This window comes from Paenibacillus sp. E222 (assembly GCF_013401555.1).
GTDB lineage: Bacteria > Bacillota > Bacilli > Paenibacillales > Paenibacillaceae > Paenibacillus.
This window is the reverse complement of sequence record NZ_CP058552.1, coordinates 779365-804813: the sequence shown is the minus strand read 5'-3', so window position 1 is coordinate 804813 and position 25449 is coordinate 779365. Positions and strand designations below refer to the sequence as shown.

Sequence of the window (25449 nt, the reverse complement as noted above, 5' to 3'; positions counted from 1 at the left end):
AAGTACGGCATTATCCGGTAAAATGAAATCGGTTACATATAATGAAGTCTTCGTATTCCATATAGATTAGGGTGAATTCAATGGAAAACACCAATCAAAGTAAAGCCAATTCCTTCACCATGCCGGATCCTGCAGTCATTCAACAGGCAGTACATCGGATGGTACAAGACAGAAAGAGGAGCCAGCAGGTTCTGCTTGCTTCAGCAGCACCCTCAATCTGCTCTATCGATGCCATTGGAAAGGCATTATTGCAACCAGAGCTAGCTTCTTTTTACACAGATCTGAGCAGCTATGGGGAACGTGCCCTGAACGAAAGCTTGCCTTCGCTGTCATTCGGTCTTTATCGGAAGTTTGGGGATATAGGGGAACGAAAGTTGTATGAGGATGCGTATTTTGAACGCAGGGGACGTCTTGCGGCAATAGCGCTGCTCGCTGTGGATTTGAATGCGCCGAGATGGATAGAGACATTGGAAAATATGTTGTGGGATGTATGTGGTGAGTATACATGGTGTTTGCCTGCACATTTGGGTTCGGGGGGAGTGGAACAGGTCAACGGTAATATCGATCTGTTTGCCGCGGAGACGGTACATATGCTGGCCGAAATCGTAACAATTCACGCGGATCGACTGGATCCACGTATCATCCAGCGGATTAGGTCTGAGGCCGAGCGGCGCATCTTCACACCGCTCTATCGGGAACAACGTACCTATCACTGGCAAGATGCAGAGCATAACTGGTCTGCTGTGTGCAGCGGATGCTGTGGCATGGCTGGATTATTACTGCTGGAGGAAGAAGCGATTCTGACGGAATCGGTTGGTCAGACGATTCGTTCCATGCAGGCATTTCTGAGTGGATATGGCATGGATGGCGGCTGTGCAGAAGGCATTGGTTACTGGGTGTATGGGTTCGGCTATTTCGTCTATTATGCCGACATGCTGCGTGAATACAGTGAAGGTAAGTTGGATCTGCTGAGTGGTTCGAAAATAGCGGCGATAGCAGCCTTTCCACTGCGGGTACATCTGTCAGGAGGAACCTTCGTGAATTATTCGGATAGTGCGGAGCAGCAAGAGATTCCTTCGGGCTTGCTCTCACTTCTGGCATCTCGTTTCGGTATACAGGTGGATCTTCCGTTTCATATCCCTTTGTTTATCAATGATCCCTGTCATCGTTGGGCTCACCTGCTGCGTAACGTGATGTGGAGCAGTCCGGCAATGTACCTTCAAGAAGTGGGGGCTGTTCCGGCGGAACGAGGGATCATTTTGGAAGATTTGGGCTGGATGATTGCGAAGGGAGCACTTGATTCTCCAAGCGCAGATCTTACCAGAGATGAACCTCTCGCTATTGCCTTTTCCATCAAGGCCGGGCATAACGAGGAACCCCATAACCATAATGATCTTGGGCAATTTATGATCCATTGTGGTGGCGAAAATATTCTTTGTGATCCGGGAGCAGGGCTGTATACACAAGCCTATTTTGCTCCGGGCAGAGAGCAGTTGTTCCACATTAGCTCGTCCGGGCATAGCGTGCCCCGGATTGAGGGGAAGGAGCAGAGCTCGGGGCGTGAGGCGCAAGCACAGATCCTTGAGGCGAAGGTTTCGGACGATGACCGTACACTGGAAGCCCGTTTGGAACTGACAGCAGCTTATCCTGAAGCAACTTTGCTCGCTTGTTATACACGCCAGCTGCATTGGAGCAGTTCTGCTAATGATGTCGGGAGCGTGGCAGAACTTCGTCTGAAGGATCGATTTCAATGGAAAAACAGAGCGGCGTCTTCATCAGGCACGTTACATTCGGTGGGAGAATTGCACCGGCCGAGTGTGACGGAGCGGTTTATGAGCAGAAAGGTACCTGAGAAGGTACATGAGGGGCAGATTCAATGGCATGGCGAGAGAGCAACGGTATGTATGACGTACGATGCAAATCAGTGGCAGGCGGATATAGAGGTCATTCATACGGTTGATCATGACAATGTGCCAGTTACATTCTATCGGACATCACTTGAATGGCGAGAGCAGTTGGATAACTCCTTTGCAGGAAGTGAGGAAATTGATCTATCGGAGACGGTGTGTGAGCTGAAGTTCACGATTGAACCAAAGTGAAAGATGGAGGTGAGCATACGTGAGTGAGTATAAAGCCGCATCAACTTATCCATGGAAAGATGTACTCGAGAATTACCGTAAACTGGCGGAAGAGGCGGGGCCTGCCTCGTCAGATGGTTGGAATCAGGCTCGCAAATTGGCCCTTGTGGAGAGTGTTGTTCGGGCTTATACACCATACCAGGACAGTAGTGGCGCCATTATTGATCCGTTCTCGGAGGCGGAGCGATATTATTCCACACCAGCTTATGCAATGGCTGCATCAGTTCTTGTTCAAGCGGGACATATGGATCTGCTTGCTTCGGCCGCCTCGGCCCTGTCACACAGCATCGATGTTGTTGTGGAGGGTTGTGCACCGGATCATCATCCGGACTTTTTTCCTGTGTTGATGATGAGAGCTTACATCCTGTTGAAGCCGCATTTGCCTGAGCAAGCAAAGGTCTGGGCAGAGGCCCTCAAGAAGATACAGCCTGAACAAGATTATGTTTTTACAATGAGCAAAATGAACAATTCCAATCGCATGATCAACTGGAACGCCATCATGATCTCCGGAGAATATCTGCGCTTGAGGGAGCAGCTTGCCAGTGAGGGTACGGATTGGATGGATCGGTATCTGAATCTGTATCATCTGCCACGATTTACGCCGCTTGGACTATATCAGGACGGGCCGCTGGACCGACCGAATTGTCCATTTTCCTATGATATTGCAACACGCTATCATCTGGATGTCATGATTGAAGCGGGATATGACGGGGCGTGTGCTGGTGAGTTGAAGGAACAATTACGTCATGGTGCATTCAGTACGCTGCTTACACTTTCACCGCTGGGGGAGATTCCGCCGCGGGGACGCAGCTCCCAACATCAATGGAATGAAGCGGCAGCAGCCTACGTATGTTCTGCCCATGCAGCACAGGCATTACAGGCTGGAGATCGGGTGATGGCTGGGGCGTTCGCTCGTGCGGCCAATTGGTGTTTCGAAGCGGTGGAGCGTTGGAAGATGGATGATGGGCGTCTGAAAATAGTTCGCAACGAGTATCCCCCTGAGGCGCGTCATGGCTACGAAATCTATACGAATCATACGGGTTATAATCTGTGGACGGCAGCAGCGCTGGCCCATGCCTGCCTTAGCGATCCTGGTGAAGATGTAACGGAAATATACCTTCCTTCTGAGATAGGCAACCGAGTGTTGCAGGCCGATGGATGGTTTGAAACGATTATCGCCTCTGTACCAGGTCAACAAATGATTCTGCATACGGCCATGAATGATCCATACACGGTTCCCGGTCTCGTGCGTATACAACAGGCGGGATTGCCGGGGCTGATCGGTCCATCGGCAGCTGGACATGTGCAATCCGGATTCACGGAGTTTGCGGAAGGGGAAGTTGGTCCGTTGAGCTATTGTCCTGTCTGGAAGACGGCAGATGGGAACTGGCACAGTCTTGCCGGGGGCATTCCGTCAGGTGCTGACTATGACAGGGATGCAGGGATTAATCCTGCCGACGGCGGAGGTTCGATTTTGCTTGAAACGCTAGATCAAGAGGTCGAAGATGTTTCTGCCTCTACAGGGGGAGATGACGGGAAGCATCTGGATCAGACCAATGCATTTACAGTGACATGGCTCGGCCCACTACCCGGGCTCAATTCACTGCGAACCCGTTATGTACAGCGGGCGGAGTTGCTTACTGTGACCTATGAATTCGACGGTGAGCTTGAGGCGGTGGGGGCACTCATTCCATTGATGTTCAATGATGGACGCGAGCAGGCTGACATCACTCATTCCAAGCAGGCTGTGCGCAGCGAGTACCGGGGAGCTTATGTGGAATCCACCGTGCTGGATGAAGGAGCCATCATTCATCTTAAGCAACAGCCGGTGGCATCCCGCAATGGGCTGCTGAAGGAAGCACGGATGGAAGTGAGCGGTGGACGAAGTATAACGTTTACGATCAGATTGGGTATCGTGCATTGATTAGAGGAGGGGTAAGTTAATGAATACATCAACATCTGTGAAATGGCTGGAGGAAGCATGGCGGCAAGGAGCAGCCAAAACGATTCGCAACGCGAAGCGCATCAAGGATACATTTCCGCACACCGCCCCGCAGGGCATATATGACCGGAATGATCCCGAATGGTGGACCGCCGGCTTCTGGCCGGGGCTGTTATGGCTTGTCTATGGCGAGTCACCGGAAAACCAAGCTGTCGCTCCGTTAACCCGCATTGCCGAAAGTTGTGAACGGCAATTGGAAGGTTGTCTGCGTGATCCCGAATCGGTGGATCACGATCTTGGGTTCATCTGGCTGCTTAGTGGCGTAGCCAACTACCGCCAGACCGGCAGCGCAGATGGTCGGCGGCGGGGCATGCTCGCCGCCAATCTGCTCGCTGCCCGCTTTAACGTGCGCGGTGAATTCATCCGCGCCTGGAACTTCAGCTCGTCAACCATGGATACGCGCGGCGTAGCCATCATTGACAGCATGATGAACCTGCCGCTGCTCTACTGGGCATCCGAGCAGAGCGGCGACCCGCGCTTCCGCTGCCTGGCGCAAGCGCATGCGGACACCGTGGCGCGCGAATTCGTCCGCGCTGACGGGTCCATCTGCCACGTGGTGGAGTTCGATCCACTCACGGGGCAGAAGCTGCAGGAGCATGGCGGGCAGGGCCATGCTCCAGGTTCCGCCTGGGCGCGGGGTACCGCCTGGGCGTTGCACGGGTTTGCGCTGTCTTTCCGGTATACGGGCGAAGCACGCTATCTGGAGACAGCGGAGCGGGCGGCCGATTTCTTCCTCGCCATGCTTGGCGAAGAGATCGTGCCGGTGTGGGATTTCCGCGCACCTGCCGAGCATCAGGTGGCGTGGGACTCGTCCGCTTCGGCAATTGCCGCAAGCGGACTGTTGGAGCTGGCGAAGCTGTCGCCGCGCGGCGAGCAATATGCGGCCGCGGCAGAGCGAATCCTTCGCGGGCTGCATGAGAACTACAGCTCCGGTGAGACGGCAGCGGAAGAAGGTCTAATCATGCAGGGCACGGTGCATTATCCAGAGGGTCGTGGCTTGAATGTGCCGATTATATACGGCGATTATTTCTATATGGAGGCGCTGGCGAAGCTGCGTGGACGTCCAGGTTTATTTTAGAGAAACGAGTATCAGGAACATCACACGTCGAGCGGCGAGTATGAGTGAGGAGGTGCATGAGTATGCTTCCTACTCATACAGCCGTGCGAGTGTGCCTGCCTCCTAGCGGGACAGGGTATTCCTGTCTAGGAGGCGGAGCACACCCTTGGTCTCAGACCGATTTATTTTCGATGTCGGGTGTGCGTCTTAAAATGACAAAATCGGCCGAGGACTGATCGGGATATCGCTGAGGAATAATTTCATGTACCTTGAATTCGGGATAGTCAAACAGATAGTCAAAAATATTCCGGTCCTGAATGGTGCTAACCCCTGGATTACCGTTTTCTTTCAAACGAGTGTACAACACAACCCACTCTGACGTAGAGTGCAGAATGTCGTAGAGTGTATTGCGAAAATCCGTTTCATCCGTAATATGATAGAGTACATCCAGACAGACGGTGAGATCAGCTTGCAGGAAACCACGGTTAATCCATAGACCGGGTGTATATAACATGAAACTTTTGGACGTATCGTTAGCAAATTTGGAGGCGCATAGACGCACCGACGAGGCAGCTACATCGACACCTAGATACGTATTATAGTTCATATATTGCAGTTGATTGCCATCACCGCATCCAAATTCAATGACGCTGGAAATACCCACACGCTGAATCAGTCCATTTACTACCTCTGCCTTGAATTCAGCCAAAGCCCCGTAAGATCCTCTTCCGGATGTCCTGCCATTGCTATAGGTCTGTTCCCAATATCCTTTGTAATCAAAAGGCTGATTCATGTGTCTCCCCCGATCATATAAATGAATTCAAAATAGTGACTATACATAGGTTATGCGTAATATTTGCAGGTATGAACCATTTGGAAATCGATAGATCGTATGAATGAATTTCCACGAAATCCCCTGAAAATTCCCTGAAAGTCTAAACATCTGGAAAGAACTTGCCGACATTAAACTAAGGAACAAAATGAAAAGAATCGGGGGGAAATGATGTTAAAGCCAAGATTGACCAAGTACATGGTGATGATGCTGGTATTGGTGCTGAGTATTTCCAACGTAGGCTTGGCCGCTGCGGCAGATAAAGAACTGTCCAAAATTGTAGTTTCCAAAAATGAGCTGTCGCTCGAAGTGGGTGATTCCAGTTCGGTTACGGTGACAGGAGTATATACCGATAATACATCGGCTAACGTAACCATCAGTTCTTCCTGGAGCAGCAGTGATACTTCGATAGCGACTGTATATAATGGTGCCATTACTGCCAAAAAGGAAGGTACGGCAACCATTACAACGTCGTATCTGACTCAGAGTCAGACGGTTCAGGTGAATGTAACCAAAAAAGTCAAAGCCCTTTCCAAGAATGTGCAGTCGCTGGACTTGCGCACAGGAGATAGCAAAGACATTATTTTGACGGCAACTTACAGTGATAATACGACGAATGCAGATGCATCCAAAGTTGCCGAGTGGTCCTCTGATGACGAGAAAGTCGCAACGGTTGTGAATGGTAAAGTTACTGGGCAAAGCGCCGGAACAGCTGTCATCACAGGTAAAGTGGGCAGCCAAAGTGTGACTGTCGATGTTAACGTTGAGGTTGTTAAACGTGTGGATGTGGACAAGAAGCAGGTCAATCTGCTCTTGAACAAAAGCGAAACTGTAAAATTGACAGCCACCTATCCAGATGGCACAACCAAAGATGTAACGGATTTGGCAGAGTGGACGTCAAGTAATGAAAAAGTAGCAGATGTATTAAAAGGTGAAATCACAGGATACTCGGCAGGTTCTACTAAGATCACAGCCAAATACGGAACGAAATCCGTATCGGTAGATGTAGATGTGGATCTGACAAGCAAACTGAGTGTGGAGAAACAGAGCATTTTCTTCCGTCTGAGCGAGTCCAATAAAACGGCAAATGTAGTATTGACTGCCTCTTATCCAAATAGCGCTGATGTGAATGTAACGGATCAAGCGACATGGACATCCAGCAACGAGCAGGTAGCGACGGTATTCAAGGGACAAGTTACAGCGATTGGTGCGGGTTCTACGACAATCAAAGCAACGTATAGCGGCAAAACTGTAGAAATCACGGTTGACGTTGATACGGCAAGATATCTGGATATTGCAGGTGTCGAAGATAAACTGGCTATGAGCGTTACAGGTGATAACAAAACCAAGAAACTGGTAGCCAATGCAGAATATATTGATGCAAGTACAGAAAACGTAACTTCCAAAGCAACTTGGACATCCAGCAATGCGGATGTTGTATATGTATCTGGCGGCGAGCTGATCGCTTATAAATCGGGTACAGCAACCATCACTGCGGCATACGGCGGCAAAACCGTTAAATTCACAGTGAATGTAGATGTTCCGGACAAGTATGAAATGGACAAGAAAAAAGGTTCTGTAGCCGTTGGTGGTACATTGTCTGTGAAAGTATTGGCCGTATATGGTGATACATCCAAAGACGTGTCCGAAGATGCGAATTGGAGCAGCAGCAGTGAGAAACTCGCTGAAGTGGACAGCAAAGGTGTCGTGACAGGTATTGCAACAGGTAAAGTAACCATCACAGCCAAAATTGAAGGTAAAACGTTAACTCTGCCTGTTGAAGTAGGCATGGCTAGTGGGCTGGAGGCAGATGTGAACTTTGTGGTGTTGTCCTCCAAGGAAACACAACAAATCGTACTCACAGCTACGGATGAAGATGGCTTGACCAAGGATGTTTCATCCGATGCAACATGGAAATCAAGCAACTCCCGCGTGGCTGATGTGAAGAAAGGGGTTATCACTGCCAACAGCAGCGGTAAAACCAATATCACGGCTGAATATGGCTCCCAAAAAGTGACGATTGCGGTTGAAGTGGACGTTATTTCACGCATTGAAGCATCCGAACCGGCTCTTTCCCTGAAAACCGGTGATTCCGCTGATCTTACAGTTACTGCTTATCTGAGCGATGGCAGTGAGCGTGATGTCACGGACAAAGCGGAATGGAAAACCAACAGCTACAAAGTAGCTCAGGTAACTAAAGGTAAAGTAAAAGCGACAGGTTCAGGTAAAGCAAAAATTACAGCGAAGTACGGCAGCAAAACGGTAACCATTGCAGTCGATGTAGATACACTGAAATATTTGCAAACCGATAAAGTAACCCTGACCATGAAGCCTGGTGACAAGGCAACCCTGGTTGCTACAGCAACGTATCTCGATGGCAGCGAAGCGAACGTATCCAAGCCGGCACTTTGGAAATCTTCCCGTATTGCGACAGCATCGGTGAAAGATGGCATCATTCAGGCCAATGGTAAGGGTAAAGCAACCATTACCGTGACTTATGCAGGTGTGAAAACCAAAGTAACTGTAGTCGTTGAAGCGAAATAATATTTTCAAGTACGAAGATAAAACAAGCAATTCTATGTACGGTGATGACAGCTTAAATGCTGGCGTCACCGTTTTTTTATAGTGGAGATTGGAAATAAAAAACTAACAATACAAAAAAAGAAACGCCCTGAAACATGTGCATATATCCACTTTGGATATAAAAACACATTGTTCCAAGACGTTCCCCGAATCTAAATAATCAATGAATTACATCGTATGAGACAGAACCAACGCTCCGTATGCAAAAGCAATGACGATGAGTATGGCTGGATGCAGCTTGGTCTTGGTCATGACCCAGAGCGAGATCCCTGCAATGATCAATGTCTGCCAAATGCCGATGGAATTGGTGGATACCTGACCGAATTCCCATGTAAGTAAGATCATAAGTACAGCAATAACCGGTTGTACGAGCAGCGTCATCCCTTTCACCTTTGGTGAAGTACGATGCTTGTTCAGTAAACGAAGCAGCAGAATTAACGCGACAGCCGAAGGTACAACGGTGGCAAAACTGGCGATGAAGGCGCCAAACCAGCCAGCTACCTGATAACCGACAAATGCGGCAATTTTGGTCGCGATTGGACCGGGAAGTGCATTACCGATGGCGAGTACATCACCGAATTGCTCGGTGGTCATCCACTTGTAGTGGTTGACCACTTCTTCCTGCATTAACGGAATGGAGGCGGGGCCGCCCCCGTATCCCAAGATATTGGCTACAAAAAATCCCCAAAACAATTCCCACCATGTCTGAAGCATCGCTTAGGACACCCCCTTGTCGGAATTGCCTTTGGATTTGAAACGCTGGACCACATCCAGATGGAAGACGCCATATCCAAGGAAGACGGCAATCACAATACCGGGGTGAATATCTAGCAGCTGCAGCAGCACAAATGCAAGGACACCGAACAGGGCGGCAAAGGTTGTACCGAGTCCCTTCCATGCTTTCTTGGCGAATTCGTATGCCATCATGCCGAGCATGACAAAAATAACCGGGCGAACAGCGGCCACCATGCCTGCTACGATTTTCGATTCGCGGAGCGCGTACATGGAGCCAAGCAGCGCAATGATGGCGATGCTCGTCGGCAAAATGTGGGCCAAAACGGACACAATAGCGCCCAGCACGCCTTTGGTTTTATACCCCAGATACGCAGCCATCTTGGTGGCAATAGGACCAGGCAGGGCGTTGGCAATGGCCAAAATCTCGCCAAACTCATCATCGCTGACCCACTTATAGCGGGTAACGGCTTCATAACGGATAAGCGGAATAACCGAAGGTCCGCCGCCATATCCCAAAATTCCGGTTCGTACCATCCCAATGACGAGACCGTTGTAATCTTTCCAACTCATGCTGATATCCTCCTAGAGTCTCATGCCCATTCGGCTTTTATATCGTTTTAACAACAGCTGTGACTCTACCTTGACGATGCCGGGCATCTTGTAGAGCTTCTCCAGCAGGAACTGCTCCATCTCTTCCATATCTGCAAAAATACCATGCATGTGCAGGGTACTCGGGCCTGTCATATGATAGAGGCTGGTTACTGCGGGTTCTTCGTCCAGTTTCGCGGCCACTTCATCCAGAAATAGCGGTTCTACATCGACATTGAAAAAGGCAGAGACCTGGAGTCCAACTTTGCCCGGATTGAGAACCACAGTGAAGCGTTCAATGATTCCCTTTTCGGATAAGGCATTAATGCGAGCCTGAACGGCCACACGGGACAAACCGATCTGTGCACCCAGATCGGTGTAAGATATCCGGCTATTTTGGTGAAGGGCGGCAATGATTTTACGATCGATTGTATCCAGATTGTGCATTTGCGGAATTTCTCCCCCTTTGGAGGAGCGTTTCTCTGACATGATTGACCATCCTTTTTTTTAACTATATAGAATAAAAAATTATGATAGGATCTACGTACAATTTGTATGCAGCATTCATATTTTAATGACGAATCGTAAATGGAGTCAATATATTTATTGTGAATGTTAAATTTATACGATTCAGAGCTTTCATTTTGTCATTTTCACCAATCAGAGATGATGAATAGGAGCACGAGCAGGAGGCAAGCATGAATCGAAAAAGAGACTGTTCACGGAGCACATCCGTAAACAGTCTTCTATATAAAGTACGGGTTGAAGCGACTTAATGAACAGTTTTGGGTAGACAAAAGGTCACGACCGTTCCTTCCCCAGGCTCCGAACACACTACGAGTGTACCTCCGGCTCCGCGGGCTCGCTCCTCCATGCTAAACAGACCAACGCCGTTACCAGCCGTCGTACTGTTGAACCCTGCGCCTTGGTCCATGATCTTCACAACGGTTGCCTCTTCCGAATCTTCCACCGTCACATGTGCTTCTGACACATCGGCGTACTTGGCCACATTGGTTAACGCCTCTTGGATAATGCGATACATGGCGATCTCCCGGTTCATCTCCAGTCGTTTTCGCAGATTACATTCCAGCTCCACTTCAATCCCGTAGTGCCGGGTATAGTTCTCGATATACGTGCGAATGGCCGGAACGACACCAAGGTCATCCAGTACGGAGGGTCTCAGCTCCCATGCCATGCCGCGTACATCCTCCATAATGCCCGTAACTTGTTTTCGCAGTGCTTCCACACCAGATTGAGGTTGGTCCGCCAACAGACGATCCATCTGAATGACAAGAGAGAAGAGACTCTGTCCAATGCCGTCATGCAGCTCACGGGAGATGCGACGCCGCTCCTCTTCCTGAATGTTCATGACCTGGGTCATCATCGTCTGTAACTCAGCTTCAACCTGCTTCAACTTGGTTACCTCACTACGAACAGCCAAATACTGATAGGGCTCACCATCGTTATCGAGAAAAGGCACAATCGTTGTATTCACCCAATAATGGCTGCCATCCCTCGCACGGTTACGGATCTCTCCGTTCCACACTCGTCCGGAAGAGATAGTTTCCCACAGGTTCTTCATAAAGTTCTTCCCGTGATAACCGGAATTAATGATCCGATGATCCTGACCAATCAATTCTTCCCGATTATATTGTGAGATTTCGCAAAATTTATCGTTTACATACTGGATCTTTCCTTTGCGGTCCGTGAGGGCTACAATGGACGACTCATCCAGGGCAAACTTCAGATCACTGAGCTGATGCAGGGAACCTTTCAGTCTGCTGCGGAATTCAGTATCTGTAATGTGACTGTCGATTTCCTCTAATAACTGACGCACAGGTTGATCGGCAAATCCGCTAAGTCTGTTTTTGCGTGCGCTACTCAAAGTTCAGCAACCCCTTTTTCATCGCAAACTTCACCAGTTCCGGTCTGGTTCGAAGGCCGAGCTTCTCCATCAGATTGCTTTTGTGGGATTCGACCGTTTTGACACTGATCACCAGATGTTCAGCGATTTCCTTGTTGGCGTAACCCTTGGCAATCCAGGACAATATCTCTTTCTCCCGCTCGGATAACGTGTCATACGGTCCGGCGTTCTCCTGCTTCGCTTTGTCCAGGTATTCACTCATCAGCCGCTTGGTCGCACTTGGGTACAGATAGGCGCTACCCTCTGCTACGCAACGAATCGCGGCGAGCAATTCTTCATGTGGCGCGCTTTTGAGAATATATCCGGATGCTCCCGCGTGGATGGCGCGGAACAGATATTCTTCATCGTCATGCATGGTCAGGATCAATATGGAGACATCCGGCATCAATTTCTTCAATTCAGCGGTAGCGGTCAGACCGTCTTTGCCTGGCGGCATGCTGAAATCCATTAAGACCACATCCGGCTTCAGTTCTTGTGCCTTGGCAATAGCTTCATCCCCATCGGCCGCGTCTCCAACAATATGTATATCATTCTTTCCGTCGAGCAGGGCGATCAGCCCGGAGCGTACAACTACATGATCGTCGACAACTAATAATTGAATCACATCATTTTCCTCCTGTCCGGTTCCACAGTTCTTTCTTTATCATACCAAAAAAGAAAGCCATTCAGAGGTTAATCTCTGAATGGCTTCGATTCTCTGTAAGTGCGTGTTACTTCCATAAGGAAATAACAAGACTTCTTAGCGTATTACAGACAGATGTCTTTATCCGTACACTTTTGGCTGCAGCTGTATAGCGACCTGTTCAGTCTGACGGACCATCTCCGGTGAGAACGTGCAGGGTAACCTGCTGCCAAGGAGCAACACGGCGCCAGGAACACTTCCTTGCTGGAACACAGGCACGGCTATGGCACATACCAACCGCTCCGCAAGCATTAACGGGCAACGGCCGGGTGTATGCTCCCCGGTGGATTGTGCATCAGATAGAGCGGTGCGTCCAGTCCGAAGCGCTGTGCCAACCAGATCTTGTCCAGGGCGCATCTCCATGCGCTTCACTCGTTCGTTGCTGGCGCCGGATGTATACTTCCAGCGCAGCATCGTGCCGGACAGACAGGCCAGTCCGCAAAAATCGCTGGAGGTATTCATGCGCAGGCCGTCGATCATCTCCTGAATGCCAGATGGCAGTTCATCATGCATGAGAGGACACTTCCTTTTTTGGAATCATACCGTACGTTACGGTGTAATCAATATCAATATCAATATCGTTAACCTGTGGTCAGGGAACATCTTAAAATAAGGGTATTTCGCTGTTGTTTCTATTGTAGCCCCTTTCTTCCGGATTGTAATTCAGGGAAAACCCCTATTTCCGTTCTGCAATTTGCTGACCCTGTGTATGGACAGGCAATCAGGCCAGGAACGGCAAGGCTTTTTTTGATTACGGAGTCGTAAAGGGTCCTCATAAGTGTGATTTATCTCACAGCAAATTCAGGGAGTTTCCCCGTGAGGTTCAGGTAATCCCCCGATAACCCCCACGCTATATTCGCGGTATGATGGATACATAAGGAAACACCGAGGGGGACGATGGTAATGGGTACGGTATTTACAGAAAGAACAACCCAGGCGACACAACAAGAACAGACGGAGGCGAGCAAGATGACACGGGAGACAGGTGGAATCCTTTCGTTCGTGACAGCTGAACAATGGGGCTTGATCGAGGCGAAGATGCAGCCAAAACGGGTAAAGTCGGGGTACAGTCTCTTTCTGGAAGGCGATGAAGCCGGATACCTGTACTACATTCGCTCGGGAAGAGTGAAGCTGACCAAGTCGACTGAGGATGGGAAAGAAATCATTTTATCGATTCAGCAAACCGGCGATCTGATTGGAGAGTTTGGCGGTATAGGCGGATTGACTCACAGCTACAGTGCAGAGATGGCAGGCAAAGGGGAGCTGGGGATTATCTCGCTCAGCGACTTGGAAAGTGTGCTCAGCAAACATGGTGATCTTGCCTTGAAATTCCTGCAATGGATGGCGCTCGCCCAGCGTATCACCCAGTCGCGTTTCCGTGATCTCTTGCTCTATGGCAAGGCAGGTGCGCTCGCATCGACGCTGATTCGTGCCAGCAACTCGTATGGCAGAATTACGCCGGATGGCATCGTGCTCGACATGAAGCTGAATCATACCGAGTTGTCGGAAATGATTGGTGCCACGCGGGAGAGTGTAACGCGTATGTTGGGAGCCTGGAAAGAACAGGGGACGCTGGACACCGTGGATGGAAAGCTGATGATTCGTGACCTGGCAGCCTTGCGCTGCATGTGCGGATGTCCTACATTTCCAAGCTGTCCGGTAGAGCTGTGTCGATTGTAATGAAAGCAAGTTGAATAGGGTTGTACCTTCGATGGCGATTGGGGTCGTTACGGAGAAATCAAAAAAAGCTGATGTCCGATGTACTCGGGGTCAGCTTTTTGGCGTGGTTATATGTTTTTTTTGTTGTAGGCACGATTAGCGTCCAACGTTTGCACCTATATACTCCTTTGCAAGAATCGAATATAGACACGAATCATGATATTTCCCTTTGTAAAACCAATGTTCTCGCATCAGACCTTCACGCTGCATGCCAATCTTCAGCATAACCTTCTCTGAGGCCACGTTGTTCGGGCGGCATTTCGCATATATCCGGTGTACGCCAAGTGTATTGAAGCCAAAGCCAAGCATGGCTCGGGCTGCTTCGGCAGCATACCCTTTTCCCTGATAAACGGGATTGAGCACATAACCGATCTCAGCGTTCGTCTTTTCGATGTGGAGGCCAACACCGCCGATCAAGATGCCCTCCTTTTTCAAGCATATCGCCAGTTCGAAGCCCTCTCGTGGTTGTGTTTGCTGTAAATTCATTACAAATTCCACATAAGCCCGCGTATCTTCCTCCGTATTCGGTCCCCATGCCGTGTGCTGAGTAACTTCTGTCATGGATGTGTAGCTATGTATACTTTCCCAGTCTGTCTCCAGAATATCCCGGATGATGAGTCGTTCGGTTTCCAATTGCATCGCTATTCCCTCCTATATAAAACAAAAATAGCCCAATAACCGATTCGTGTAAAGAATGGGTTACGAGCTATGTAAGTATAAGGCATGCTATTGTGGTTGTTTACATTCAACTGCGGGATAAGTATAAGCCAGCTTGCGGATAATTTCCTTTTGCCATCTCGTATCACCCAGGTTGGTTGCCAGGTTCAGAAGATCCAAATAATCGTCAAGCTGCAGATCAGCCTTTTGCAGAGTTGTATTCATTCGATGTTCGTTCCCCTTTATCTATAAAATCGTTAAGTCATGTAAAGTAGACAGAAGACTTGAGACAAGCTCAAGAATGATAATCATTATCATATCTATATATTTATTATGCAATGAACGATGGCAAAATGCAATGCCAAGGCTCGAATAAACTTAACTTTTTTTCGTAAATAGGCTCGTCCACAGCAGATAGGGAATGTACACACCCAGATATGCAGACGGATAAAGGAACCATCCATTCAACAGGAAATGGTGAATTTCGGTGGTGAACGTCGTCATATGGGCATTCGTAGCGTACACATCGCCTGCAATGACCGTCGCCGCACTATAGAAGCAGAGCAGGGCAAGGACATGGAAAACACGGGTCACCATCCGGGAGCGAAGTGCAACAAAAACCATAATCAGTGGAACAATCAGCAGGAGCAGAAGAAATAGAAACTTCATCGTACAGGTCTCCTTTGGGATACTTTTGTTAACCAGTATGGGCAATTGGTGTAACTTCCAAAAGTTTTTGCAAACATTTTACAAAAAGAAAGAGGAATTCAGCATATGAACGATTAAATTAAAGGTGGATAACCCATTATCAGGTAATTATGAGGAGGAGAAGGCAAGTATGAAGAAAGCGATATGGCAGCATTGGACCGGAGCATTCCTGGTCTTCATCATGATGGCAACGGCGTTGCTGGGGCCGGGTTCATTAAGTCCGGTACAAGCTGCAGCGCCCCTTACGGTATCTCAGGCCATCGCAGCCCAGAGTGGTGGAGGCACGGCAACGGTAGAAGGATATATTGTTGGACATGCCACGGGTTCGCTTACAGCCAAATTTACATCTCCTTATGCCAATGATTTCAACTTCCTGATTGCCGATTCAGCGACAGAGAAGACCAATGCGAAACTGCTGGATGTGCAGATTCCAGCGTCGTACCGCTCGCAATATGGACTGGCTACCAACCCGAATCTTGTAGGGCAGAAGGTTATCGTAACCGGAACGCTAGGTGCATACAACAGTTATGCCGGAGTGAAGAATCCTACCTCCATCGCACTCTCCTCTGGAACAACCAATCCTGATCCTGATCCAGGCACAACGCTGCCGGATGGTACTGGAAAAAAAGTATTGTTCGACAACTCGCATGCTCAGACAGCCGGGGCTGCGGACTGGGTTATTGATGGGGCATTTTCAGACTTTGCGAATGGTTTGCGAAACGCAGGCTTTACCGTGGATCAGCTGAATCGCAGCATCCCGTATACCTTCGGTGAGCAAGCCATCACCTTTAATAAATTGAAAGACTATGATGTCTTCGTTATCGGCGAAGCGAACGTGCCTTTCAAAGCGACAGAGCAGGCTGCGCTGCTGCAATATGTACAGAATGGTGGCAGTGTCTTCTTCATTGCCGACCACTATAACGCAGACCGGAACAAAAACCGCTGGGATTCCTCTGAAGTATTCAACGGCTATCGCCGGGGTGCATTCTTGAATCCAGCCAAAGGCATGTCGTCAGCAGAAGCTGAATCTCCAGCGATGCAAGGCGTGACCAGTTCCGACTGGTTGGCATCCAACTTCGGTATTCGTTTCCGCTACAACGCACTGGGTGATGTTAATGCAACAGATATTGTCGCACCTTCGCAGTCGTTCGGCATTACCACTGGTGTGAGCGCAGTAGCCATGCATGCAGGTTCCACACTTGCCATTATTGATCCGAACAAAGCCAAAGGTCTGGTGTATGTTCCGAGCGGTGTATCTAAATGGGGCAACGCGGTAGATCAGGGCGTATACAATGGCGGCGGACGGGCTGAAGGAGCTTACGCAGCGATTGCCAAGGTCGGTGCAGGTAAAGCAGCATTTATCGGTGACTCCTCACCTGTGGAGGATGCCACTCCAAAATATCTACGTGAAGAAACAGGCGCTGCCAAAACAACGTATGATGGCTTCAAAGAAGTGAATGATGGTGTATTCCTTGTGAATACCGTGAAATGGCTTGCAGTGAAAGAAAGCTATACCAGTCTGTCTCAGGTGTCTGGACTGATATTGGATACGCCGACAAGTCTGCTTGCGATTGAAGCTCCGGCTTCATCGACTGAGCCGCAAACCGAGCCATGGGCTACACCGGCTGCAGGCTATAAATGGTACGATCCTACAACGTTTAAAGCTGGTTCGTACGGCAAAGCGCAGTAAGACAAGCAGGAAGGTAGCTATACGGAGAATCGGCCTGTCCGCAGCGATTGCGGACAGGCTTTATTTTGCATAAATGCCCGGAGTAGAGGGAAACGTATGGGTAATTATGAATGATGAGCGAGATGCCAAAGGTGAGGGGGAGGACCATGATGAATCGGCAAGCAGACTGTGACAGCTCGACCATGAGACAGAAACTCAAAGCAGACCTTCATCGTGTGGCAGAACGAATGAACCAGACGTTATCCACCTTTGATCATGACAGTGTGTGTCTGCTGGGCCAATTTGCGGAGATTCGGGCTGAGATCAAGCATATTGAGGTGCTGGCCTCTTCCTTTTATCTGGATTGTTATCTGTCTCCCTTCACGGAGAAATTTGCAGAATTGACTGCCAGTGTACAGCATTTGTCGGATCGCCGATATGGTGCTCTCATTGTAATTGAACGGGAAGTGCCGCTTGAACCGATTATCCACTCAGGGGTTGCAGTCGATGCGAGAGTCACTCATGCATTGCTGGAATCGCTGTTTATACCGGGTGCACCTCTGCATGATGGGGCTGTACTGATTCGAGGCAATCAGATTGTATCTGCGGGTAATGTCCTGCCTCTATCACAGGCCATTACGCGTGAACGGAAGATTGGCACACGGCATAGGGCTGCTCTCGGATTGAGTGAACTGACGGATGCGGTTGTGCTTGTTGTCTCGGAGGAGACTGGTCAAGCTTCATTCGCCGTGGGTGGGGATCTGCATCCCATCAACGTGGTTGAAACCTTGCCATGATCACTCGTCGCTAAATTTTTTTACCGATTCCATGCTGGAATAACGAACCTTTTTCCCTGTGAAGAGAGAAAGGTCTTTTTGTTACATCGTAATGTGATTTTGCACATACTAGATCATCATGGGTACAATAGAGGGTGGAAGACGAAATGGATGAAGGCGATTGGATCGCAAAAATGGTTGGAGGAGACGGTTACACATGAGCTGGTTTGAAGCAATGGAACATCACGATTATGAGGAACTGGTACTGTGCCAGGATAGAGCCTCTGGTTTAAAAGCAATTATTGCTATTCACGATACAACACTCGGTCCTGCGCTGGGAGGCACACGGATGTGGACTTATGCTTCTGAGGAAGCGGCCATTGAAGATGCCTTGCGCCTTGCGCGGGGAATGACATATAAACATGCGGTATCCGGACTGAATCTGGGCGGAGGCAAAGCCGTAATTATCGGAGATCCGCGCCGTGACAAAAATGAAGCGATGTTCCGGGCCTTTGGCCGATACATTCAGGGACTGAACGGACGGTATGTCACCGCAGAGGATGTGGGAACCACAGAAGAAGATATGAATCTGATCTATCAGGAGACCGACTATGTTACAGGCATATCCCCAAGCTACGGCTCCTCCGGTAACCCCTCCCCGGCAACAGCCTGGGGTGTATATCGGGGTATGAAGGCTGCGGCGAAGCAAGCATTCGGCACGGATCTGCTGGAAGGCAAAACCGTGGCTGTACAGGGCGTGGGCAACGTGGCGATGCGTCTGTGCAAATATTTGTATGAAGAAAGTGCGCATCTAATCGTTACCGATATCCATAAGGATTCCGTGAAGCAGGCTGTGGATCAATTCGGTGCTAAGGCGGTAGACCCTGCCGACATCACTGGAGTGGATTGTGATATTTATGCTCCATGTGCACTGGGCGGTACCATTAACGACGATACGTTGAAACAGCTCAAAGCCAGGGTGGTGGCAGGCTGTGCCAACAACCAGCTGCTGGAGCCGCGTCATGGTGACAAGCTGCATGAAATGGGAATTGTATACGCCCCAGACTACGTGATCAATGCAGGTGGCGTAATTAATATTGCGGATGAGCTGAACGGTTATAACGCCGATCGTGCGTGGAGCAAGGTTGGAGAGATCTACAATACTCTGGAGAAAATCTTCGACACGTCGCGCACCGAAGGCATCGCAACGTATATTGCTGCGGATCGTTTGGCTGAACGCCGGATTGAACTGATGAAGAATACACGCAGCACATTCCTGCAAAATGGTCATCACGCGCTGAGTTCCCGCAGACTGCGCGGGTAAATTTAAGGATTGCATTGAAATGGATAAGAGTGTAGTGTGTCATGAAACCTCAGTCTGAGAGCTGAAGAGTGGGTCGAGTTCGCGGCGCAAAACTCGCCAGAACGCGTGTTTTCTCCACGTGCCCTTTTTCAGACGCTATCCTGAGTCGTATCTTTCGTTTCGCTTACGACGGAGTATGGCCGGAGCGCTAACGAATCTGAGACGTGTTATTCAGGGGTTTGAAGCGTCTACAGAAGGATAAGGAACCTGAGACACGTTATATCAAAATTTGAGGCCGTTTTTAGCGTCTTTTTAGCGAGATTTTAAGCAATAACGCGTCTGGTGTTCCTTACGATTGAAAAAGAGGGCTTGAGAGCCAAATAAGACGTTCTAGGTTCCTTGGAAAAGAGCAGGCGAAGCCTTTCTGAGCCTCCTGCTCGAATGCTCCGAGAAAAGTACAGGTAAAATAAAAATACAAATAAAGGCGGGTGTCCGTGTGGATGCCCGCCTTCTTTATCAATTGTTTTACTTCAAGGCGTTCATGATGTGGTTTTGAACACCACGATCAATCAACAGGCCGATATGGGTCACCCCGAAAATGCGAATATTGTTCGCCCCGTTCAGTGGGGATAACGTATTGTTTACAATTAAGTCCGACGTACTGTAGATGGAAGTATATGCAATGCCGGTTGGTGCCGATCGGGCTACAAGCCGGTTGGGAGAGCCGAGTGTAATAACCTTGCCTATATTTTTGCCACCACCGAGGTTGTTGATATAATACAGGGTGTTGGCCCCGCCCATGCTATGGGCAATAATATCGACCTTGCTGGCGCCGGTCTTACGCAGGACATCATCAATATAGGAGGATAACTGGCGTGAATTGGTGATATTGTTTCCTGACTTGTCCAGGAAATCGATGGCGTACAGGTCACTTCGGGAATAGCCTTCGTTTATTAGTGCTCTTTCGATGCTGGCAAAGTTAAATCCCGCGCCTCCAATACCGTGTACAAGTACAATGGGATTGCGCCCATTGGCAGCCGCTGCTTGCTCCGCACCGGCAGGGATGGACAGCAAAGATAACGAACTAAGGAAGAACAGACAGGTTAAGACGCAACGTAGAACAATAGATTTACTCATTATTAATACCCTCCTTTGGAATGTATATCCATATTTTCTCTCTTAATCTATCATTATTTGTAATTAAAAGGAATAGTGTGGTAGTAATAAAATTTAAAATAAATTTTGAGGGGAATAAATACATGCTGGTTTTGGCTGGGATGGTCGCTGTAATTACGGGAATGATTTCGCTGATCCATATTCTATTTGGATTGAAGGATTTAGGGGAAGGCATGAGACTGTTGGTCAACATGTCAGAGTGTTTATTTTTTCTATCCTTGCTGTTCATCTTAGTGAAAAGTGGGAAAAAGCTTTTATAGCTAATAACGTACATAAAAATATTACCATTTCATTAATTGGATTATTAAACCATAAGTGGTAAGGTGAATGTATGGAATTTTGATTTAATTAAAAGGAGGAGTATGATGCGTAGATATTCATGGTTAGCAGGTGCGATGGTACTCTCATTCATATTGATTACAGGCTGTAGTAATTCTACTGCGGATGAAGGGACGACTGAACCGGGCGTGACTATACCATCCGGGCAGGAAGATTCATCCGGCAATGGAGGAGGAAGCACGAGTGAGGGAACAAAGGAGGTCCCACCTGCTTCGGAGAGTGATGAGAAAGCAATGCTTACAACCGCTGATCTATACAAAAAGGCTGAATTCACAGTGGACAAATATGATGAAGAGCACACAATGACTCGAGAGGCATTGGAGGCCAAAGGAGAGATTCTGAAGCCGTTCCTGACTTCAAGATATTATGTTGCAAAGATGGCTGATCGTAATATTGCACTGCCGCTTCAGGTTGCGAACAAGGAGAGCGTTACGCTGCACCCGGAAGATATGAGTTTCAGTGTGAAGGAAAATAGAGGAGACTCGCTCCTGATCACTTACACGTTAAACTTGATTCTCACCGATAAGAACGGCCAGGAATCTCGAAACATTCCACTCGAAGGAGACATTACGTTCCTCCAGGAGAATAATCAGTGGCTCATACAGGATGATACTTACAATATTAAGGAGCTTCAGAATCTGGTGTATAAGTAAGTACGAGAATAAGGATGCGGGGGAAGAAAATTGCTAACGAAACGTAGACGCGAGTTATTGCTTCACTCTGTATGTATTTCCGTAGGTTTCTACTGGAATAACGTCTTTGTGGATCATTAGCCTGTGCATTCCCGGGTAATCCTACCTAATAATGTGCAAACATTAAGTTAGCGCCGTAACATTCTGAGAGCTGATGCATTACTATACCAGAAGAGAGATGCGAAAGATCGCATCTCTCTTCTTATGTTCTCTGCCCAGATAAGCATTGAGCAGATATGGGGAAAATCGAAATGATATTTCAAAAGGTAATACACTTCTGATTCAGCAGCTTCACAAATCGATCCAGCGCGCTGCTGACGTATCGATCTTCGCCACGGACAAAGGTCGTTGTGGTATGTGTGAATCGTTCAGCCAGATCGTATACCGAGAACTCATCCGGTTTCTTGTGAATTACGCTGCAAGGCATAATGGTAAAAGCAATTCCTGACTCCACACAGCTAAGCAGGTTATCCATCGTGCTGACTTCAATCATATTGCGAGCAGACAAACCTTCTTCCTGCAAATATTCCTCCGTAATTTCACGGTAAGGGCAGCCTTTTGGGAAAACGACCCACGAAACCTGACACAGGCTTTCGGGGGGGACGTCCATCCGTTTCGAGATGATATGCACCGTGTCCTGCATTTCATATTCCACTTTCAGACCCTCTTTTACACACGCACCACTAATAAAGGCACCATCGATCTCATATTCCTGTATTTTCTTGCGCAGCACTTTGGGTGAAGTGGCATTCACAAGTGAGATGGAAACCTCGGGATAGGTCACTTGGTATTCATTGAGAATTTCCATGAATCGGCTGGATGCAGCCGTCTCCACAATCCCGATTTTTAACGTGCCTGAAGGCTCACCGGGATCAGTCATGTCCTGCTCCAGATCGTTTAGCAGGTCACGGATGCGTGTTGCATACTGGACAAACTGTTCTCCTTTGGAAGTCAGCACTACCCCTTTGGGAAAACGGTTGAACAACTGCACTTGATATTCCTGTTCCAGTTTTTTGATGCGTGTGGTGACGTTGGATTGTGCGTAATTCAATTCTTTGGCGGCCTGTGAGATTTTGCCGGACCGTGCCACCGCGAGAATAATATCGATATCCGAGAGTTCCATAGCTCTGGCCTCCTGCTTACTTTTAACTATATATAAGTTTCACTAATGAATATTTACACGGGCACTCCGATGACAGAACAACCTTCCGATCGCTGTTATCTCCAGATTGTTTAGTTAGGTATCTCTATGAGAGATACATCTATATATTTCAATCATTTTACGATATATATATGCCGGCTTACAATATCGTTATCAACAGCGCATTTTTAGAACAATGGAATATGCAAAAATGCTGACAATGACAATGGAGAAGGAGTAGTGATGAAGAATATGTCTACATTACTGAGCCCGGTGACGATCAACGAATGGCATTTGAGAAACAGAATAGTGATGGCGCCTCTTACCCGAGGGTTTGCCAATGATCAGGATGGGACTGCGACGGAAGAGATGGTGGCGTATTACGAGCGACGTGCTCGGGATGGTGTAGGGTTGATCATTACAGAGGGGATTAATCCCTCGCTGACTGGCAAAGGAACCTATGGTATCCCCGGATTATATACAGCTGAACAGACCGCTTCATGGAAAAAGGTAACGAATGCCGTCCATAAACACGGAGGAACCATCATCGCTCAGTTGTGGCATGTGGGCAGACTGTCTCACTCCGATCTGATCGGTACCCCGCCACTGGCACCTTCAAGCATTCCGGCTCAAGGAAGAGTCCATAAATTGCATAAGCCATATCAGATACCTCAAGCTATGAGTGTGCAAGATATCCGGGATAGCATTCAACAGTTTCAAACGGCTGCCCGCAATGCGGTACTGGCTGGATTCGACGGAATTGAGCTGCATGCAGCACATGGTTATCTGATCGACCAGTTTATCAATGAGAAGACGAACCACAGAACAGACGAATACGGAGGCGATATCCAGGGTCGATTGCGTTTTCTGAAGGAGATCATTATTGCAGTTCAAAAAGAAATCAGCGTGGATCGCATATCGGTACGATTTTCCGAGAAAAAAGATGATGATCCTTCCTATGTCTGGGCAGACAAGGCTGGAGTGCTGAACGCCTATCTGAATCTGTTCCGCGAGACAGGCATTACAATCTTGCACCCATCAACAGATCGATACACCACAGTCTGGACTGGGGAACAGAATTTCCATGAGGCAATTCGCGAGCAGTGGGACGGTATCATCATTGGCGTAGGGGACCTTGAGGCAAAAATAGCAGAGCAGGCTGTGCAGAATCGGAGCATTGATTTGGCAGCGTTCGGCAGACCGTTTATCGCCAATCCCGATCTGGTGCAAAAATTGCGTACGGGGCAGCAGTGGGTCGAGTACGATGCCAATGCACATCTGACTATGTTGGTGTGAATGTAGCAAGAAAAGGGCAGAAGCTGATCCTGTGGATCACTCTGCCCGTTGTTTCTGTTTTTGATGCTAACTATGATTAAATGTCTTCCATGCTGTAGCAACTTGCGGAGGGTTGGGTCAGATTGCTCAAACACTTTGTGATAAATCCAGCGGTTCAATTTCACTTTTTCTGGTTGAGCTTTTTTCGATATACCACAGGATGATCATGCACAACGCATAGACCAAGCTGAAGGCCAGAATAATGATCCATAAGCTCCCCATGTCCATGTTTTTGATGAAAATACCTGTCAAGTATGGGCTAAGTGTATAACCCAGACAGCCTACGAACAGCAGCAAGCCGTTAAACCGCCCCTGATGTGTATCCGGCACTCGTGAAGCGATATATAGATTGATATTGGTTTGCACCAGAATCTCTCCGACGGTCCATAGTACCGTAGAGACGGCGACGATGGCGAAATGGGGAAAATAACCCATCAGGCTCAATGCACCAAATCCAATGCCATAGAAGAGCGCACCTGTGGCAATGGAGTTTAGCGCAGTTAACTTACGTGTAACGGATAGGATCAAGGTGGTCAGGATAATGACGCTGATAGCATTAATGGTCATGACAGAGCCGTAATAGGCTGCCCCGTCTTCTCCGAACGAATCATTCATTTGTAGCGGAAGGCTAAACGAGGATTGCATATAAATAAAATAGTTGAGAAATGATACCAAGATGAACAAGGCGACGAGCGGATTTCTCATAAGAAGTGTGAATAAAGGAGTGGGAGGTTGGCTCGATTGTAGATGTGCAGAATTCTTGCTGCCCGTAGACGCCATTACCTTGCTTGTACCGATCTTTACCTGGTTGATGATAATGAAGGTGGATATCAGAAATACAGTGCTGATACTGATAAAGACGATATGGACATGATCCTTGATGAAAAAACCGGCTACCAATGGTCCGATGGCTATCCCCAAATTGGCTCCCAAATACATAAGAGAGAAGGCCGACTTTCGCTCTTTCTCCTCCGTGCACAGTTGAATGATTAATGCGTTATACGCAGGGCGGGTAATGCTGATGAAGAACATGACAGCGATCAGTAAATAGCCAACCGTAATAGTGCCCGACCAGAACGAACAGCATATTATCATTGTGGCGGACAGCAATTGCCCGGTAACGATAATTGTTTTTTTGCCCATAAGATCACTTAAATAACCGCCAAGAAGGACACCTGGTCCACTAATCAAGGCTGCCAGTGATACAAAGATACCTGCACTGACAACATTCATCCCCATCTGTAAAGTCAGGACTAAGGTAATAAGGGAAAACACAAAATCTCCTGCGCTGTTAATCGTTCTGGCTAAACAGAGGTAATATATTTCACGGCTCAAACCCGCGTATGATTTAAATAAAGACAATAATTCCAGCCCTCCCCCATACCACTGTCAA

General features: G+C 48.3%; 23 protein-coding genes. 10 read left to right on the top strand and 13 right to left on the bottom strand.

Going from position 1 to position 25449, the window contains the following annotated elements; translation table 11 throughout:
* The first annotated feature begins 80 nt into the window (after positions 1 to 80).
* From HW560_RS03500 to HW560_RS03490, 3 genes are read left to right on the top strand one after another with little or no spacing between them, the layout of a single operon-like run.
* The gene (locus HW560_RS03500; RefSeq protein ID WP_090904052.1) at positions 81 to 2099 is read left to right on the top strand and encodes a heparinase II/III domain-containing protein; all 2019 of its coding nucleotides are present in this window, start codon (positions 81 to 83) and stop codon (positions 2097 to 2099) included.
* 19 nt (positions 2100 to 2118) lie between these two features.
* A complete protein-coding gene (locus HW560_RS03495; protein WP_090904053.1) occupies positions 2119 to 4062 on the top strand; it encodes a glycosyl hydrolase in 1944 nt (647 codons plus the stop codon).
* Positions 4063 to 4081: 19 nt separating this feature from the next.
* Positions 4082 to 5218, top strand: coding sequence for a glycoside hydrolase family 88 protein (locus HW560_RS03490; protein WP_090904054.1), 1137 nt, complete (start codon positions 4082 to 4084; stop codon positions 5216 to 5218).
* A 151-nt stretch (positions 5219 to 5369) separates the two neighbouring features.
* Here HW560_RS03490 and HW560_RS03485 read toward each other — a convergent pair whose 3' ends face one another.
* Complete coding sequence (locus HW560_RS03485) at positions 5370 to 5990, bottom strand: class I SAM-dependent methyltransferase (RefSeq protein WP_179262068.1); 621 nt, start codon at positions 5988 to 5990, stop codon at positions 5370 to 5372.
* A 210-nt stretch (positions 5991 to 6200) separates the two neighbouring features.
* Here HW560_RS03485 and HW560_RS03480 point away from each other — a divergent pair, with 210 nt between their 5' ends.
* A complete protein-coding gene (locus HW560_RS03480; protein ID WP_090904056.1) occupies positions 6201 to 8573 on the top strand; it encodes an Ig-like domain-containing protein in 2373 nt (790 codons plus the stop codon).
* 207 nt (positions 8574 to 8780) lie between these two features.
* Here HW560_RS03480 and HW560_RS03475 read toward each other — a convergent pair whose 3' ends face one another.
* The 6 genes from HW560_RS03475 to HW560_RS03450 all read right to left on the bottom strand — a co-directional run bounded on the left by HW560_RS03475 (position 8781) and on the right by HW560_RS03450 (position 13054).
* Complete coding sequence (locus tag HW560_RS03475; RefSeq protein WP_053780063.1) at positions 8781 to 9326, bottom strand: chromate efflux transporter ChrA; 546 nt, start codon at positions 9324 to 9326, stop codon at positions 8781 to 8783.
* 3 nt (positions 9327 to 9329) lie between these two features.
* Complete coding sequence (locus tag HW560_RS03470; protein ID WP_090904057.1) at positions 9330 to 9917, bottom strand: chromate efflux transporter ChrB; 588 nt, start codon at positions 9915 to 9917, stop codon at positions 9330 to 9332.
* A 12-nt stretch (positions 9918 to 9929) separates the two neighbouring features.
* On the bottom strand, positions 9930 to 10424 hold the full coding sequence (locus tag HW560_RS03465) for a chromate efflux transcriptional regulator ChrS (RefSeq protein ID WP_090904058.1): 495 nt from the start codon (positions 10422 to 10424) through the stop codon (positions 9930 to 9932).
* A 283-nt stretch (positions 10425 to 10707) separates the two neighbouring features.
* Complete coding sequence (locus HW560_RS03460; RefSeq protein WP_179262066.1) at positions 10708 to 11820, bottom strand: PAS domain-containing sensor histidine kinase; 1113 nt, start codon at positions 11818 to 11820, stop codon at positions 10708 to 10710.
* Complete coding sequence (locus tag HW560_RS03455) at positions 11813 to 12463, bottom strand: response regulator (protein WP_179262064.1); 651 nt, start codon at positions 12461 to 12463, stop codon at positions 11813 to 11815. The genes HW560_RS03460 and HW560_RS03455 overlap by 8 nt, the downstream gene beginning before the upstream one ends.
* 159 nt (positions 12464 to 12622) lie before the next feature.
* On the bottom strand, positions 12623 to 13054 hold the full coding sequence (locus tag HW560_RS03450) for a GAF domain-containing protein (protein ID WP_179262062.1): 432 nt from the start codon (positions 13052 to 13054) through the stop codon (positions 12623 to 12625).
* A 390-nt stretch (positions 13055 to 13444) separates the two neighbouring features.
* On the opposite strand from HW560_RS03450, the gene HW560_RS03445 reads away from it, so the two are divergent.
* Positions 13445 to 14221, top strand: a complete 777-nt coding sequence (locus HW560_RS03445; protein WP_256222398.1) for a Crp/Fnr family transcriptional regulator — start codon at positions 13445 to 13447, stop codon at positions 14219 to 14221.
* A gap of 135 nt (positions 14222 to 14356) precedes the next feature.
* Here the strand turns inward: HW560_RS03445 and HW560_RS03440 are convergent, their stop codons facing one another.
* The 3 genes from HW560_RS03440 to HW560_RS03430 form a co-directional block, all read right to left on the bottom strand.
* Complete coding sequence (locus HW560_RS03440) at positions 14357 to 14899, bottom strand: GNAT family N-acetyltransferase (protein ID WP_179262060.1); 543 nt, start codon at positions 14897 to 14899, stop codon at positions 14357 to 14359.
* An 87-nt stretch (positions 14900 to 14986) separates the two neighbouring features.
* On the bottom strand, positions 14987 to 15142 hold the full coding sequence (locus tag HW560_RS03435; protein ID WP_177185868.1) for a hypothetical protein: 156 nt from the start codon (positions 15140 to 15142) through the stop codon (positions 14987 to 14989).
* Between the two features lie 153 nt (positions 15143 to 15295).
* Positions 15296 to 15586: a hypothetical protein gene (locus HW560_RS03430; RefSeq protein ID WP_090904062.1), complete on the bottom strand. Its 291-nt coding sequence runs from the start codon at positions 15584 to 15586 to the stop codon at positions 15296 to 15298.
* A 169-nt stretch (positions 15587 to 15755) separates the two neighbouring features.
* Between HW560_RS03430 and HW560_RS03425 the strand changes: the two genes are divergently transcribed.
* From HW560_RS03425 to HW560_RS03415, 3 genes are all read left to right on the top strand, one after another.
* Positions 15756 to 17315 (top strand): DUF6359 domain-containing protein, encoded by a 1560-nt coding sequence (locus HW560_RS03425; RefSeq protein ID WP_179262058.1) that lies wholly within the window; start codon positions 15756 to 15758, stop codon positions 17313 to 17315.
* Positions 17316 to 17461: 146 nt separating this feature from the next.
* Complete coding sequence (cdaS, locus tag HW560_RS03420; RefSeq protein WP_179262056.1) at positions 17462 to 18091, top strand: sporulation-specific diadenylate cyclase CdaS; 630 nt, start codon at positions 17462 to 17464, stop codon at positions 18089 to 18091.
* A 196-nt stretch (positions 18092 to 18287) separates the two neighbouring features.
* The gene (locus tag HW560_RS03415) at positions 18288 to 19394 is read left to right on the top strand and encodes a Leu/Phe/Val dehydrogenase (protein ID WP_179262054.1); all 1107 of its coding nucleotides are present in this window, start codon (positions 18288 to 18290) and stop codon (positions 19392 to 19394) included.
* A gap of 504 nt (positions 19395 to 19898) precedes the next feature.
* Here the strand turns inward: HW560_RS03415 and HW560_RS03410 are convergent.
* The gene (locus HW560_RS03410) at positions 19899 to 20510 is read right to left on the bottom strand and encodes an esterase/lipase family protein (RefSeq protein WP_179262052.1); all 612 of its coding nucleotides are present in this window, start codon (positions 20508 to 20510) and stop codon (positions 19899 to 19901) included.
* 401 nt (positions 20511 to 20911) lie between these two features.
* Here HW560_RS03410 and HW560_RS03405 point away from each other — a divergent pair, with 401 nt between their 5' ends.
* Positions 20912 to 21541, top strand: coding sequence for a hypothetical protein (locus HW560_RS03405; protein WP_179262050.1), 630 nt, complete (start codon positions 20912 to 20914; stop codon positions 21539 to 21541).
* Between the two features lie 298 nt (positions 21542 to 21839).
* Here HW560_RS03405 and HW560_RS03400 read toward each other — a convergent pair whose 3' ends face one another.
* Positions 21840 to 22703 carry a LysR family transcriptional regulator gene (locus tag HW560_RS03400; protein ID WP_064642768.1) on the bottom strand — a complete coding sequence of 288 codons (864 nt, stop codon included), beginning with the start codon at positions 22701 to 22703 and terminating at the stop codon, positions 21840 to 21842.
* Positions 22704 to 22973: 270 nt separating this feature from the next.
* Here HW560_RS03400 and HW560_RS03395 point away from each other — a divergent pair, with 270 nt between their 5' ends.
* Entirely contained in the window at positions 22974 to 24017 is a 1044-nt protein-coding gene (locus HW560_RS03395) for an alkene reductase (RefSeq protein WP_257031659.1), read from the top strand.
* Between the two features lie 126 nt (positions 24018 to 24143).
* Here the strand turns inward: HW560_RS03395 and HW560_RS03390 are convergent, their stop codons facing one another.
* Positions 24144 to 25418 (bottom strand): MFS transporter, encoded by a 1275-nt coding sequence (locus tag HW560_RS03390; protein WP_179262048.1) that lies wholly within the window; start codon positions 25416 to 25418, stop codon positions 24144 to 24146.
* Positions 25419 to 25449 lie beyond the last annotated feature (31 nt).